This window comes from Testudinibacter sp. P17/SS/0325, assembly GCF_053570765.1.
Window position 1 is genome coordinate 1,062,786 of sequence record NZ_CM131635.1, and the last position, 12,768, is coordinate 1,075,553.

At 47.8% G+C, this 12,768-nt stretch carries 15 protein-coding genes; 11 read left to right on the forward strand and 4 right to left on the reverse strand.

Annotation, left to right across the window (positions count from 1 at the left end):
- Positions 1–14 precede the first annotated feature (14 nt).
- From ACWA50_RS05070 to hemC, 3 genes are read right to left on the reverse strand one after another with little or no spacing between them, the layout of a single operon-like run.
- Positions 15–1,670 (reverse strand): uroporphyrinogen-III C-methyltransferase, encoded by a 1,656-nt coding sequence (locus ACWA50_RS05070; protein WP_431054217.1) that lies wholly within the window; start codon positions 1,668–1,670, stop codon positions 15–17.
- Positions 1,671–1,677: 7 nt separating this feature from the next.
- Entirely contained in the window at positions 1,678–2,445 is a 768-nt protein-coding gene (locus tag ACWA50_RS05075) for a uroporphyrinogen-III synthase (protein WP_431054218.1), read from the reverse strand.
- 12 nt (positions 2,446–2,457) lie between these two features.
- The gene (gene hemC, locus ACWA50_RS05080) at positions 2,458–3,384 is read right to left on the reverse strand and encodes a hydroxymethylbilane synthase (RefSeq protein ID WP_431054294.1); all 927 of its coding nucleotides are present in this window, start codon (positions 3,382–3,384) and stop codon (positions 2,458–2,460) included.
- A 226-nt stretch (positions 3,385–3,610) separates the two neighbouring features.
- Here hemC and oxyR point away from each other — a divergent pair, with 226 nt between their 5' ends.
- Both oxyR and fabR read left to right on the forward strand, forming a co-directional pair.
- Positions 3,611–4,510, forward strand: coding sequence for a DNA-binding transcriptional regulator OxyR (gene oxyR / locus ACWA50_RS05085; RefSeq protein WP_431054219.1), 900 nt, complete (start codon positions 3,611–3,613; stop codon positions 4,508–4,510).
- A gap of 17 nt (positions 4,511–4,527) precedes the next feature.
- Complete coding sequence (fabR, locus tag ACWA50_RS05090; RefSeq protein WP_431054220.1) at positions 4,528–5,151, forward strand: HTH-type transcriptional repressor FabR; 624 nt, start codon at positions 4,528–4,530, stop codon at positions 5,149–5,151.
- Here the strand turns inward: fabR and ACWA50_RS05095 are convergent.
- The gene (locus ACWA50_RS05095; RefSeq protein ID WP_431054221.1) at positions 5,148–5,369 is read right to left on the reverse strand and encodes a SlyX family protein; all 222 of its coding nucleotides are present in this window, start codon (positions 5,367–5,369) and stop codon (positions 5,148–5,150) included. The two genes, fabR and ACWA50_RS05095, sit on opposite strands and share 4 nt — an antisense overlap.
- A 120-nt stretch (positions 5,370–5,489) precedes the next feature.
- Between ACWA50_RS05095 and fkpA the strand changes: the two genes are divergently transcribed.
- The 9 genes from fkpA to tuf all read left to right on the forward strand — a co-directional run bounded on the left by fkpA (position 5,490) and on the right by tuf (position 12,608).
- Positions 5,490–6,221 carry an FKBP-type peptidyl-prolyl cis-trans isomerase gene (gene fkpA / locus ACWA50_RS05100; protein WP_431054222.1) on the forward strand — a complete coding sequence of 244 codons (732 nt, stop codon included), beginning with the start codon at positions 5,490–5,492 and terminating at the stop codon, positions 6,219–6,221.
- A 76-nt stretch (positions 6,222–6,297) separates the two neighbouring features.
- A complete protein-coding gene (locus ACWA50_RS05105; RefSeq protein WP_431054295.1) occupies positions 6,298–6,969 on the forward strand; it encodes a helix-turn-helix transcriptional regulator in 672 nt (223 codons plus the stop codon).
- Positions 6,969–7,349: a sulfurtransferase complex subunit TusD gene (tusD, locus tag ACWA50_RS05110; RefSeq protein WP_431054223.1), complete on the forward strand. Its 381-nt coding sequence runs from the start codon at positions 6,969–6,971 to the stop codon at positions 7,347–7,349. Before ACWA50_RS05105 ends, tusD begins: the two co-directional genes overlap by 1 nt.
- Positions 7,346–7,702, forward strand: coding sequence for a sulfurtransferase complex subunit TusC (gene tusC, locus ACWA50_RS05115; protein ID WP_431054224.1), 357 nt, complete (start codon positions 7,346–7,348; stop codon positions 7,700–7,702). Before tusD ends, tusC begins: the two co-directional genes overlap by 4 nt.
- Before the next feature lie 20 nt (positions 7,703–7,722).
- The gene (locus ACWA50_RS05120) at positions 7,723–8,013 is read left to right on the forward strand and encodes a DsrH/TusB family sulfur relay protein (RefSeq protein ID WP_431054225.1); all 291 of its coding nucleotides are present in this window, start codon (positions 7,723–7,725) and stop codon (positions 8,011–8,013) included.
- Positions 8,014–8,204: 191 nt separating this feature from the next.
- Positions 8,205–8,579: a 30S ribosomal protein S12 gene (gene rpsL / locus ACWA50_RS05125; protein ID WP_034616415.1), complete on the forward strand. Its 375-nt coding sequence runs from the start codon at positions 8,205–8,207 to the stop codon at positions 8,577–8,579.
- Between the two features lie 113 nt (positions 8,580–8,692).
- The gene (gene rpsG / locus ACWA50_RS05130) at positions 8,693–9,163 is read left to right on the forward strand and encodes a 30S ribosomal protein S7 (RefSeq protein WP_431054226.1); all 471 of its coding nucleotides are present in this window, start codon (positions 8,693–8,695) and stop codon (positions 9,161–9,163) included.
- 94 nt (positions 9,164–9,257) lie between these two features.
- Positions 9,258–11,363 (forward strand): elongation factor G, encoded by a 2,106-nt coding sequence (fusA, locus tag ACWA50_RS05135; RefSeq protein WP_431054227.1) that lies wholly within the window; start codon positions 9,258–9,260, stop codon positions 11,361–11,363.
- Positions 11,364–11,423: 60 nt separating this feature from the next.
- A complete protein-coding gene (gene tuf / locus ACWA50_RS05140) occupies positions 11,424–12,608 on the forward strand; it encodes an elongation factor Tu (RefSeq protein ID WP_431050653.1) in 1,185 nt (394 codons plus the stop codon).
- The last annotated feature ends 160 nt before the right edge of the window (positions 12,609–12,768 follow it).

The following is a 12,768-nucleotide window of genomic DNA, read 5'->3' on the forward strand; positions in this document are numbered from 1 at the left end:
AGCGGTTGCTCCTATTATTGTGCTGAGGTTTCTTGAGCCGGCGCGGCTGGGACAGACGGTGCCGCTTCGTTTTCCGGCGCGGATGGGCTGTGGTCATTTGCCGCCGCTGTGTCGCCTGCGGTTTCATTCGCACGACTTTCCTGCCGAGTGGTTGCGGCAGGGGTATTCGTCTGTTCGCTTTCAGCCGGCGATTGCGCTTTCTTATCTCCGTCCTCTTCCGTATTAACAGCCGGCTCAGGCGTGCTATCCGTTACCTTTTTCGGGCTTTCCGCCGCACTTTTTTCCTGTGCTTTTGTGTTGGAAAACTGTCCTAATGTGCGGTAATCGCGGTTCAAAACGGTGCCGATTGCCTGCCATGCGCTTAATTGCTGCGGCGCATTGACATAAATGGATTGCTCTTTCAGTTGATCCACTTGTTGCAGGAACTGTTGAACCGAGAAATCGTCGGTGTCAAAGTAACTGCGAATCCAGCTGGCAACCGAATTTAACGATTGTTTATACACTTCGTTTTGTTGGCGCGGCACGGCTATCAACGCCACTTGCAAGCTGAGACGGATATTTTCTTTCAAGAAGATATCTTGATCCGGCGCTAAGAATTCGGGACGATTCGGATCTTTTTTCCGTACTTGGATAAAGTGGGAAAGGAACGAGGAGGCGCTCTTTTCTAAATTTTGTTGCCAATCGTCAATCGAATCGCTCACTTCCGTGTTGGCTTTATTTGCCGGATTCAGTGCCAAGACTTTCAAATTGTCCACTTGCGATACCAACAAGCTGAGTTGCGACATAATCAGATCTTGATCAACATCGTTCACCGTTTGTAATTGCGCCAAATCATTACTGATCGCCGTACGGATCGATAAGGCTTGTGAGGTCGAAACTTGTTGCAGGGTTTGGTTGGCTTCCTGTAGCAGCAATACGACGGTGTCGATGTCGTTATCTAACACTAATTTCCGCTGGGCATTGGTCAGAAGGAAATCGGCTTCCGACATCAGCCAATCGTTCGCTTCCGTCTTATTGTTAAAACTTAATTTATTTAATTGGTTACGCAGTTCGCTGTTTTCCGTTTTTTGCAGATCCAGAGCGGCGCTCAGCTGTTGAATTTCACGCTGGGTTTGTTGTCGCGCATTTGCTTGCGCGGTTTGTAATTCGGCAAACTGGCTTTGCAAAGCGGTTTTGACCGCTTCGCTATTGTCTTGCATTACTGGTTGAACCGCACTTGTGCTGGGTTGTGCTTGTAATTTTGCCAATTCGGCTGAAAGCGTACCGACTTGCTGTTGCAATGCGCTGAGTTGCTGGTTGCCCCAAAAATAGCCGCCGGCACCGACGCCTAACGCAATCAGGATGGCAAATAAGGACAAGCCTTTGCCGCCGGATTTAGTCGGTGGCGTTGCCGTGGTCGCAGAGTGTGGTTTTTCACGTGCGGCGGATGTGGTTTTTTCATCGTCCGTCGGTTGTTTGCTTTCGGGTTTCGTTACAGGTTTAACCGCCGCTTTTTTAGCATTGCTTGCCGTTTTGGTGGTTTTAGCCGAGTCGGTTGCCGATGAACTTTGCTTTTCTTTGGCTTCGGAAACCGTTTCAGTCGCAGTTGTATCTAACGAAACCGCACTTTGTTCCGCCGCGGAATGTTGCTTTGAGTCTGCATGGTTGTCAAGCGTTTGTTTTTCACTCATGTTTATCCTACCTTTGCTCGTTCAATTCGTGTTTCAATGACAATAGCGCTTCCAAAATCGAAGCATTATCCGCACGGTTGGTCTGGGTAATATTTTGCCAGCCACAGTCTTGTGCCAATCGGGTAATACGCGGACTAATCGTAATCAAATGACATTGAGTCAACCAATTATGGTCATTTTTTGGTACAAATTCCACTAAATAGCGCAAAATTTCGTTACTGGTGACCACAATCGTGTTGATTCCGGCGCGTTTCCAAATGCTAATCTGTTGAATATTATCATATTCTTTGGCGATTCGTTGATAACATTCCAATATTTCAACTTTTGCGCCGCGTGCACTTGCCTGCCGCCGCAGTAGATCCCGTCCACCGTTGCCGCGCAGGATAAGAAGTTGTTTATCGGTTAAGTGTTGCATTAATGGCAGGGTGAGCAAGCCTTCGCTGTTTTCTTCCGGATAGGGATAATGCACCGCACTTTCTATCATGCTGCTCAGATATTCGGCGCTGCGGCGCCCGACGGCGAAGTGATGCAAATCGCTGCGCCAATGCAAGCCGACATTACGCAACACTTGATCGGCATACCGGATGGCGTTTTTTGAGACGGCAAAGACATAGTCCCCGCTTTGCAGGTTCTGCAATTGCTGTGGCAGACGGTTGAGATCCGCTCCTTTTTCAATGCCGAACATGGGGGCGTACAAGGTTGCGAATCCCTGCTGGTTTAGCAATTGGCATAAGGCTTCGCCATTCGGTTCGGGGCGAGTAACTAAAACCGCCATCGGATCTCCTCCTCAAGCGTGATAAATCGCGTTTAAAATCTCGCCGGCGCCTTGCGCCAATAATTGCTCGGCGATTTCAATGCCCAGCTGTTCGGCTTCGGCGATCGGACGCTTACCTTCGGCGCGTAAAATCGTGCTGCCGTCAGGCTTGGCAACCAAGGCTTTTAGAAATAGCTGCGCTTCCTGAATTTGGGCGAAACCGGCAATCGGCACTTGGCAGCCGCCTTGTAAACGGCGGTTCATCGCGCGTTCTGCCGTGACGCAATAGTGGGTTGGCAAATGTTGTAACGGCTGTAACAGCTGGTTGATGTGGTCATCGTCAATGCGGGTTTCAATCCCCAACGCACCTTGTCCGGCGGCGGGCAACGATTGATTCGCCGGAATCAGCGAGCGGATTCGCTCGTTCAAGCCTAAACGTTTTAAACCGGAAGCCGCCAGAATAATCGCATCATAATCGCCGTTATCCAATTTGCTTAAGCGGGTGCCGACATTGCCGCGCAGCGATTTAATCCGTAAATCGGGGCGCAGGGCTTGCAGTTGCGCTTGTCGGCGCAGACTGGAGGTGCCGACCACCGCACTTGGCGGCAGATCCTCAAGTGCGGTATAGCGGTTGGAGACAAAGGCGTCACGCGGATCTTCCCGTTCGCAAATCACGCTCAAGCCTAATCCTGGCGGGAATTCCATCGGCACGTCTTTCATGGAGTGTACTGCCAAATCCGCACGGTTTTCCAGTAGCGCCAGTTCTAATTCTTTGACGAATAAACCTTTCCCGCCGATTTTTGCCAACGGCGTATCCAAGATGATATCGCCTTTAGTGACCATCGGAATCAATTCAATCGTCAGGGCGGGATACAAATGCTGTAAACGGGATTGGATAAAGTTGGCTTGCCATAAGGCAAGCGGACTTTGACGGGTCGCAATACGGATTATTTTTTTCATTTTCATCATGTTCGGTTGCTGAAAGAGTGATTAATCCTATCATTGTTGGCACGAATTGTCAGCGTTACGGCGAGGATTAGCGCGATTTCCTGTCGATTTTGTCGCATAAATAACGAATAAGCGCGATTTTGGGCTTATTTTGCGTAAAAAGTTGACGGGGAATGCACAGGAATGGATTATAATAACTCACATTTTTTATCAGATGAATCAATCGTAGAGGCTTATTGTGAATATCCGGGATTTGGAATATTTGGTGGCGTTGTCGGAACATAAACATTTTCGCAAAGCGGCTGACGCTTGTCACGTCAGCCAGCCGACATTAAGCGGACAGATCCGTAAATTGGAAGATGAACTGGGCATTTTACTGTTGGAGCGTACCAGCCGCAAAGTATTGTTCACCCAATCCGGGCTGTTATTGGTGGAGCAGGCGCGTAAAATTTTGCTCGAAGTGCAAATCTTCCGCGAAATGGCAAGTAATCAAGGCAAGGAAATGAGCGGACCGCTGCATATTGGCGTGATCCCAACCTTAGGACCTTACCTGTTACCATGCATGTTGCCAATGTTAGAGCAGGATTTTCCCGATTTAGAACTCTATTTATACGAAGCGCAAACCCAAACGCTGCTGGAAAAATTGGAAATGGGGCAGTTGGATTGTGCGATTTTGGCACAGGTGCCGGAAACGGGTAACTTTATCGAAGTGCCGATGTTTAAAGAAAAAATGTTATTGGCGGTTTCGCCGAAACATCCGTGGGCAAGTGCGGTGGATTTACCGTTAAGCATATTGAAAGATCAAGAAATTTTAATGTTGGATGACGGGCACTGTTTGCGGGAACAGACGTTGGATTATTGTTTTACGGCCGGGGCGCGTGAAAATAACCATTTCCAAGCGACCAGTTTGGAAACGCTGCGCAATATGGTTGCCGCCAATACCGGCGTGACTTTAATGCCGAAGTTGGCGATTATTAACGAAGGCAGCCGCCAAGGGGTGGAATATATTCCGTTTAGCGATCCTGAACCGTATCGCAGTGTGATTTTAGCCTATCGTCCCGGCTCGCCGCTGCGCACCCGTTATGAGCGAATTGCGAAAATCATTCAAAGTGCGGTTGCGCCGCGATTATCCGAATAAGCAATAGGAATTTAACGATGGCAGGCGTTCGAGCGCAACAAAAAGAAAAAACCCGACGGGCGTTGATTGATGCCGCGTTTAATCAGTTGAGCGCGGAAAAAAGTTTTTCCAACCTCAGTCTGCGTGAAGTGGCGCGCGAAGCCGGGATTGCGCCGACGTCGTTTTACCGTCATTTTCGCGATATGGACGAGCTCGGTTTAACCATGGTGGACGAAGCCGGTTTGATTTTGCGCCAGCTAATGCGGCAGGCGCGCAAGCGAATCGAACGCGGCGGCAGCGTGATTGTGATTTCCGTGGAAACCTTTTTTGAATTTATTGATGAACGCCCGAATATGTTCCGTTTGCTGCTGCGCGAAAGTTCTGGTACGTCACAAGAATTTCGTACCGCCGCAGCGCGTGAAATTCAACATTTTGTCGCCGAGCTGACCGAATATATCGTGGTACAGGACAGCGATTCGCGCTATTTGGCGTATGTACAAGCGGAAGGAATGGTGACGATTGTGTTTACCGCCGGCTCGCACGCGCTGGATATGAATAATAAAGAACGGGAAGCCTTAAAACAGCGCTTGATTTTACAGTTAAGAATGATTGCCAAAGGGGCGGTGAAAATCGTCGAAGAGAAAGTGCCGCAGCCTGTCTAATAATGCGGCGGCGGGGTTTCTTCCGCTTGCGAGGCGATATTCGACGGTTGCAAGTCGGTCAGTTTTCTGGCTAATAACCGCACTTGCTGTTGTAAACGGTCGATAATGAATTGTTGCTCGATCAGCGCTTGATTCAAATCTTCGATAGTGCCTTCTTGAAAGGTCAGTTTGACTTCCAGTTCGGCAAGTTGTTGTTGTAATTTATTCAGTGACGGCATATTGATTTTTATAAAAATTGACCTTATATACGGAAAGAATGTACTTTAACCTATTCGGCAACGAATATATAGTATAGGATGATTTATCTAACCACTCCAGACTAAAAGGGGAAAACCAAGATGTTATTGAAAAAGAAATTATCGGTAGTCGCATTATTCATCGCAAGTGCGGTTTCCGCCTCTGCCTTGGCAGCCGGCGAAACCTTAAAAGAGCCGAAATTCGTTGAAGATTCATCTTATGCGCTCGGCGTATTAATGGGAAAAAATATTCAACAAGTCGTTGATTCGCAAAAAGAGCTGATTGCGTATGACCAGGCTCAAATTATCGAAGGTTTAAAACAGACTTTAGAAGGCAAAAGCAAGTTGAATGATCAGCAATTGGAACAACAATTGCGTAAATTGGATCAAGAACTGGGCGCAGTGGTTGCGGAAAAAGAAGCGCAAGCGGCAAAAGAAAACGCAGACAAAGGCGAAGCGTTCCGTAAGGAATTTGCCGCGAAAGACGGCGTGAAAAGCACCAAATCCGGATTGTTATACCGTATTGAGAAAGCCGGCGAAGGGGATACCGTTGAACCGACAGACACCGTCAAAGTCCATTATGAAGGCAAGCTGATTAATGGCGAAGTGTTCGACAGTTCGGTGAAACGCGGCGAGCCGATTGAATTTCAATTGAACCAATTGATTCCCGGCTGGATCGAAGGGATTCCGTTGATCAAAAAAGGCGGCAAAATTGAGCTGGTCATTCCGGCGGAATTGGGTTATGGCAGCCACGCGACCGGCAATATCCCGCCAAATTCGACTTTAGTCTTCGACATTGAATTGTTGGACGTGACTAAAGCGGCAAAACAATAAGCCATTATTTGCAAGACTACCGTAAAGTGCGGTAGTCTTGTCGTTTTCACTGCGTTATTTAAATCCACAATTTGATATGGTACAGGATACTCGACCTTTTACAGAACAAGATCAGGCAATTTTACAATCTTACCGTGCCGTGGTTGACGGCTTGGCGGCATTGATTGGCTCGCATTGTGAAATCGTGTTGCACTCATTGGAAGATCTACAGCGTTCGGCGATTTTTATTGCCAACGGACACAACACCAATCGCAAAGTCGGCTCACCGATCACCGATTTGGCGCTCAGTTCGTTGCACCACATGCAGACCGACAATGTGTCCAAACCTTATTTCACCCGTTCGAAGGGCAATGTATTGATGAAGTCGGTGACGATTGCCATCCGCAATGCAGACAAACGGATTATCGGGCTGTTGTGTATCAATATAAATCTGGATGCGCCGTTGTCACAGGTGCTGCAAACCTTTGTGCCGACCGATACCCAGCAAGAATTATCCTCGGCGGTCAATTTTGCCAATTCGGTAGAAGATTTGGTGGCGCAGACGGTGGAATATACCATTGAGGAAATTAACGCGGATGTCAGCGTGGCGAATAACAGCAAAAATAAACAAATCGTCATCTCACTGTATGAAAAAGGTATTTTTGATATTAAAGACGCGATTCATCAAGTGGCAGAACGATTGGATATTTCGCGCCACACGGTTTATCTGTATATCCGTCAAATTAAACAGGACGAAACGGAGCTGTAATGCGCTACGTGTTACAAGTCACGCAACCGCTATACGGCGGACAAGGCTCGGCCCTAGCCTTACAACTGGCGCAAGCGCTGCTGGCGGCCGGACATCAATTAAGCCAAATCTTTTTTTACCGAGAGGGCGTGTCTAACGGCAATGCTTTCAGCTATCCGGCAAATGACGAACCCAATCTGTTGGCACAATGGCAAGCCTTGGCAAAACAACAGCAAGTGCGGTTGAATCTGTGCGTGGCGGCGGCACAGCGACGTGGCGTGGTTGCGCCGCAAAGTGCGGTTGACGGCATGCAGAATAATTTGGCCGACGGGTTTGAAATCGCCGGGCTGGGCGAATTTAGCCGTGCGGTACTGGAAGCCGACAGGGTGATTACGTTATGAAACTGGCAGTGGTGTTTACTCAAGCCCCCTTTGCTTCTTCCGCCAGCCGTGAAGGCTTGGACGCATTGTTGGCGGCAAGCGCCTTTGTTGCTGAAACAGACATTGGCGTTTTTTTTATCGAAGACGGCGTGCTGAATTTATTGCCGCAACAACCGCACTTGCTGTTACAAAAAGACCACTTGAGCGCATTTAAGTTGTTGGATTTGTATGAGATCGAACAGCGCTATTCGGCACAACAAGCGTGGCAACGGCTGAATTTAAGCAGTGAACATAGCCTTATCACAACACAAGTTTTACCGCTTGAACAATTGCTGCAAAAACTGGCAACGGCAGAAAAAGTGCTGACGTTTTAATTAATGTAGGATTAACTCCAATGCTTTATACTTTTTCGCAAACCAATTATGATTCGCAGTTGTTAGGGCAATACGCCCAAGCGGCAACCGCCGCCGATGCGTTGCTGTTTTGGCAAGACGGCGTATGGGCGTTAAGCAAATACGCCGAGCAGTTGCACGGCTGTCGCGCGGCTATTTATGTGCTGCAACAGGATTTAGCCGCGCGTAATTTGGATATAACGCAGTTCGCACCGCACTTGACGGTTTACAGTTTAAGTTTGCCCGAATGGGTCAGTCTGACCGAACGCTATTTTCCGCAACTGGCACGTTAAACATCCCAAAAGCAGGCAAAGTGCGGTTTGGCCGTACGGTTTAGATCGTGTGCAGAAAATGATCAGCCGATCGTGCGCTAATCCTTGACTTTCTCCCCCCTAAGGTCTAAAATTCTGCGTCCATTCTATTATTGGGTGGAATTAACTTTTACATTCTTTATGAATAATATTAATAAACTGGAGCTTTTTTAATGGCAACTATCAACCAGCTAGTACGCAAACCGCGTGTTAAAAAGGTTGTAAAAAGCAACGTTCCTGCATTAGAGGCTTGCCCGCAGAAACGTGGCGTGTGTACCCGTGTGTACACAACTACACCTAAAAAACCGAACTCTGCATTACGTAAAGTATGCCGTATTCGTTTAACCAATGGTTACGAAGTAACCTCATACATCGGCGGCGAAGGGCACAACCTTCAAGAGCACAGCGTTGTGCTTATCCGCGGTGGTCGTGTTAAAGACTTACCGGGTGTGCGTTACCACACCGTTCGCGGCGCATTAGACTGCGCAGGCGTTAAAGATCGTAAACAAGCGCGTTCTAAATACGGCGTTAAGAGACCTAAAGCTTAATGGATCTCCGTTAAGTAAGGCCAAACGTTAATATTTAGCTTAAACAAACAATATAAACCATAACTCCAGTCAACGAGTTTTGGGTAACCTGAAGAAAAAAACGGAGAAATGCCATGCCACGTCGTCGTGTAATTGGTCAACGCAAGATCCTTCCAGATCCTAAATTCGGATCAGAACTACTTGCAAAATTCATCAATGTATTAATGGTAGACGGTAAAAAGTCTATCGCTGAAAAAATCGTTTACAATGCGCTGGATACATTAGCCGAGCGTACCGGTAAAGATCATTTGGAAGCCTTTGAAATCGCATTGGAAAACGTGCGTCCAACCGTAGAGGTTAAATCTCGTCGCGTTGGCGGTTCAACTTATCAAGTGCCGGTTGAAGTGCGCCCGGTACGTCGTAATGCCTTAGGTATGCGCTGGATCGTCGATGCAGCTCGCAAACGCGGTGATAAATCAATGGCATTACGTTTAGCCAACGAATTATCCGATGCGGCAGACAACAAAGGCGCAGCGGTTAAGAAACGTGAAGACGTTCACCGTATGGCCGAAGCTAACAAAGCGTTTGCTCACTTCCGTTGGTAATCCGACGTTATTGATCATACGGACAACAGGCTTGAGTTTTTCAAGCCTGTTACATACAAAATTCTTTTTCAACGCCTAACGAGAGGAAATAATCGTGGCTAGAACAACTCCAATTGAGCGTTATCGTAATATCGGTATCAGTGCTCATATCGATGCGGGTAAAACAACCACCAGCGAACGTATCCTGTTCTATACCGGTGTAAGTCACAAAATCGGTGAAGTACATGACGGTGCAGCAACCATGGACTGGATGGAGCAAGAACAAGAGCGTGGTATTACCATCACTTCCGCTGCAACAACAGCATTCTGGAGCGGAATGTCAAACCAATTCCCTCAACACCGTATTAATGTTATCGACACCCCGGGACACGTTGACTTCACTATCGAAGTAGAGCGTTCTATGCGTGTACTTGACGGTGCGGTAATGGTGTATTGCGCGGTAGGCGGCGTACAACCTCAGTCTGAAACAGTATGGCGCCAAGCAAACAAATATAAAGTTCCGCGTATCGCGTTCGTAAATAAAATGGACCGTACCGGTGCCAATTTCCTGCGTGTGGTTGAGCAAATCAAAGCACGTTTAGGCGGTAATGCCGTGCCTTTACAGCTGCCGGTAGGCGCTGAAGACAACTTCAAAGGCGTGATCGACTTAGTCAAAATGAAAGCGATCAACTGGAATGAAGCCGATCAAGGTATGACGTTCACTTACGAAGATATTCCGGCTGAATTGCTGGCAGAAGCCGAAGAATGGCAACAAAACCTAATCGAAGCTGCGGCGGAAGCCTCTGAAGAGTTGATGGAAAAATATTTGGGCGGCGAAGAGCTGACCGAAGAAGAAATCAAAAGCGGTCTGCGTCAACGTGCGCTGAACAATGAAATCATCTTGGTAACTTGTGGTTCTGCGTTCAAAAACAAAGGTGTGCAAGCGATGTTAGATGCGGTAATCGAATATTTACCGGCGCCGACAGACGTTCCTGCGATCAAAGGTATCAACTTAGATGACACCGAAGGTGAGCGCCACCCGTCTGATGACGAGCCGTTCTCTGCTTTGGCATTTAAAATTGCAACTGACCCGTTCGTGGGTAACCTGACCTTCTTCCGTGTGTATTCCGGTGTAATCAACTCCGGCGATACCGTAATCAACTCCGTGAAACAAAAACGTGAGCGTTTCGGTCGTATCGTACAGATGCACGCGAACAAACGTGAAGAGATCAAAGAAGTTCGCGCGGGCGATATCGCTGCGGCTATCGGTTTGAAGGATGTGGGTACCGGTGATTCTTTATGTGACCAAAATGCGCCGATTATTCTTGAGCGTATGGAATTCCCAGAGCCGGTAATCTCTGTTGCGGTTGAACCGAAAACCAAAGCTGACCAAGAAAAAATGGGTATCGCTTTAGGTCGTTTGGCACAAGAAGATCCGTCATTCCGTGTTCACACTGATGAAGAGTCGGGTGAAACCATCATCTCCGGTATGGGTGAATTACACTTGGATATCTTGGTTGACCGTATGCGTCGTGAATTTAAAGTCGAAGCAAACATCGGCAAACCACAAGTATCTTACCGTGAAACAATTCGCGAGACCGTTAAAGATGTTGAAGGTAAACACGCGAAACAATCCGGTGGTCGTGGTCAATACGGTCACGTGGTGATTGACCTGTATCCATTGGAGCCGGAAGGTCCTGGTTATGAGTTCGTGAATGAAATCAAAGGCGGTGTAATCCCTGGCGAATATATCCCTGCGGTTGATAAAGGTATTCAAGAACAATTGAAATCCGGTCCGTTGGCAGGTTATCCTGTCGTTGATCTGGGTGTCCGTTTACACTTCGGTTCTTATCATGATGTTGACTCCTCTGAGTTGGCGTTTAAATTGGCTGCCTCTTTGGCGTTCAAGTCCGGTTATATGAAAGCAAAACCGGTATTGCTTGAGCCAATCATGAAAGTTGAAGTTGAAACACCACCGGATTATGTGGGTGATGTAATCGGTGACTTGAGCCGTCGTCGTGCGTTAGTGAACGGTCAAGAAAGTAATGAATTTGTTGTCAAAATCAATGCTGAAGTTCCACTTTCAGAGATGTTTGGTTATGCAACAGACCTTCGTTCGCAAACCCAAGGTCGTGCGTCTTACTCAATGGAACCATTGAAGTATGCCGAAGCACCGACCAGCGTGGCAAATGCTGTAATTGAAGCACGCAAAGCGAAGTAATATTGTTAAACAAATCTACAAGCCGTAAGGCTTGTAGAATTCAGATAAGGAAACTTAATCGTGTCTAAAGAAAAATTTGAACGTACAAAACCGCACGTTAACGTGGGAACAATCGGCCACGTTGACCATGGTAAAACAACTTTAACCGCTGCAATCACAACCGTATTGGCAAAAACCTACGGCGGTGCCGCGCGTGCATTCGATCAAATCGATAACGCGCCGGAAGAAAAAGCACGTGGTATCACCATCAACACCTCACACGTTGAATACGACACCCCTACCCGCCACTATGCGCACGTTGACTGCCCGGGACACGCTGACTATGTGAAAAACATGATCACCGGTGCGGCGCAAATGGACGGCGCGATCTTGGTTGTTGCGGCAACTGACGGTCCAATGCCACAAACTCGTGAACACATCCTGTTGGGTCGCCAAGTAGGCGTGCCTTACATCATCGTATTCTTAAACAAATGCGACATGGTTGATGACGAAGAGTTGTTGGAACTGGTTGAAATGGAAGTGCGTGAGCTTCTGTCTCAATACGATTTCCCGGGCGACGATACCCCAATCGTACGCGGTTCTGCGCTGAAAGCGTTGGAAGGCGACGCTGAGTGGGAAGCGAAAATCATCGAATTGGCAGAGCACTTGGATACTTACATCCCTGAGCCGGAGCGTGCGATCGACCAACCGTTCTTGTTACCAATCGAAGACGTGTTCTCCATTTCCGGCCGTGGTACGGTAGTTACCGGTCGTGTTGAGCGCGGTATCGTACGTACCGGTGACGAAGTTGAAATCGTCGGTATCAAAGACACCACCAAAACCACCGTTACCGGTGTTGAAATGTTCCGTAAACTGTTAGACGAAGGTCGTGCGGGTGAGAACATCGGTGCGTTGTTGCGTGGTACCAAACGTGAAGAAATCGAACGTGGCCAAGTCTTGGCGAAACCGGGTTCAATCACTCCGCACACTGACTTCGAATCAGAAGTGTACGTATTGTCTAAAGATGAAGGCGGTCGTCATACTCCGTTCTTCAAAGGCTACCGTCCGCAATTCTATTTCCGTACCACAGACGTAACCGGTACAATCGAGTTACCGGAAGGCGTGGAAATGGTTATGCCTGGCGACAACATCAAAATGGTTGTCAGCCTGATTCACCCGATTGCGATGGACCAAGGCTTACGCTTTGCGATTCGCGAAGGTGGTCGTACCGTTGGTGCGGGCGTTGTGGCGAAAATCATCAAATAATTGATGTTTGCAAGCACAAACGAGCAAAAAGGCACTTTCGAGTGCCTTTTTTCGATCTGTCCACGCGCAATAAGCCAAGAAATTATCGCTTTTGCCGATAATCCAACTACCCAATCCACAAAGAAAATGCTACAATCGCTCGTTCAAAATTATACCGTTA

Coding starts and splice junctions, on each gene's coding strand:
- rpsL (WP_034616415.1), top strand. CDS start 8,205: ATGGCAACTATCAACCAGCTAGTACGCAAACCGCGTGTTAAAAAGGTT.
- ACWA50_RS05105 (WP_431054295.1), top strand. CDS start 6,298: ATGGTACAGGATACTCGACCTTTTACAGAACAAGATCAGGCAATTTTA.
- ACWA50_RS05070 (WP_431054217.1), bottom strand. CDS start 1,670: ATGAGTGAAAAACAAACGCTTGACAACCATGCAGACTCAAAGCAACAT.
- ACWA50_RS05075 (WP_431054218.1), bottom strand. CDS start 2,445: ATGGCGGTTTTAGTTACTCGCCCCGAACCGAATGGCGAAGCCTTATGC.
- tusD (WP_431054223.1), top strand. CDS start 6,969: ATGCGCTACGTGTTACAAGTCACGCAACCGCTATACGGCGGACAAGGC.
- tusC (WP_431054224.1), top strand. CDS start 7,346: ATGAAACTGGCAGTGGTGTTTACTCAAGCCCCCTTTGCTTCTTCCGCC.
- rpsG (WP_431054226.1), top strand. CDS start 8,693: ATGCCACGTCGTCGTGTAATTGGTCAACGCAAGATCCTTCCAGATCCT.
- ACWA50_RS05095 (WP_431054221.1), bottom strand. CDS start 5,369: ATGCCGTCACTGAATAAATTACAACAACAACTTGCCGAACTGGAAGTC.
- hemC (WP_431054294.1), bottom strand. CDS start 3,384: ATGAAAAAAATAATCCGTATTGCGACCCGTCAAAGTCCGCTTGCCTTA.
- fabR (WP_431054220.1), top strand. CDS start 4,528: ATGGCAGGCGTTCGAGCGCAACAAAAAGAAAAAACCCGACGGGCGTTG.
- fkpA (WP_431054222.1), top strand. CDS start 5,490: ATGTTATTGAAAAAGAAATTATCGGTAGTCGCATTATTCATCGCAAGT.
- ACWA50_RS05120 (WP_431054225.1), top strand. CDS start 7,723: ATGCTTTATACTTTTTCGCAAACCAATTATGATTCGCAGTTGTTAGGG.